Genomic DNA, 865 nt, shown 5'->3' with positions numbered 1-865 from the left:
TAGGGCGTGTCGTCAGTTAAACGGGGGGCTTATGAAGCTTGTACTCCCGTTTGATCTGTGATGTTTTCTTCCTGTTTCTGGAACGGGGAGAGTGTGAATGCGACGGTATGGTCTGAGCGATGGTCAGTGGGAACGGATAAAAGATCTTCTCCCGGGTCGCGAAGGTCATGTCGGTGGGACGGCTGCGGATAACCGTCTGTTTATCGAAGCCGTGCTGTATCGTTACCGTGCAGGCATTCCCTGGCGTGATCTGCCTGCCCGGTTCGGGGACTGGAAGAACGTGCACCGGCGGCTGCGTCGCTGGTGCGAAGGCGGCGTGATCGAGCGGATTTTCCGGCATCTGGCTGCTGACCATGACAACGAATACATGATGATCGACAGCACCATTGTCCGTGCTCACCAGCATAGCGCGGGCGCCCGTAAAAAAGGGGGATGGATCAGGCCACCGGGCGGTCCCGTGGCGGACTGACCACGAAAATCCATGCCATTGTCGATGCCGCGGGAAAGGCTGTGGCTCTTTCCCTGACGCCCGGACAAAGGGCCGACATCACAGAAGCAGAGCCATTGCTCGATGAAGTCGATCCCGAGGTCTTCATCGCCGACAAGGCTTATGATGCCGATCCCCTCATCGAAAAGCTTGAAGAGCGGGGGATCACACCGGTTATTCCGTCAAAGAAAAACCGACGCAATCCACGGAAAATCCTCTTTTCGCTTTATAAAAAACGAAACATCATCGAACGCTTTTTCGCCAGACTTAAACAGTTCAGAGGTATTGCAACACGATATGACAAGCTGAAGTCAACTTTCCTCGCAGCCGTGCAATTCGTCTCCGCCATCATTGGAATTAACTGACGACACACCCTAG

General features: G+C 54.5%; 1 protein-coding gene. It reads left to right on the top strand.

Translation table 11 applies throughout. The annotated features are described in order from the left end of the window. The first annotated feature begins 97 nt into the window (after positions 1-97). A protein-coding gene (locus tag HKD31_RS15935) for an IS5 family transposase (protein WP_085948960.1) occupies positions 98-852 on the top strand; the annotation gives its coding sequence in 2 pieces (ribosomal slippage) (positions 98-434 and positions 434-852; 756 coding nt in all). Positions 853-865: the final 13 nt, after the last annotated feature.

This window comes from Gluconobacter potus, assembly GCF_015244705.1.
Lineage (GTDB): Bacteria > Pseudomonadota > Alphaproteobacteria > Acetobacterales > Acetobacteraceae > Gluconobacter > Gluconobacter potus.
This window is presented reverse-complemented; position numbering and strand designations above follow the sequence as displayed.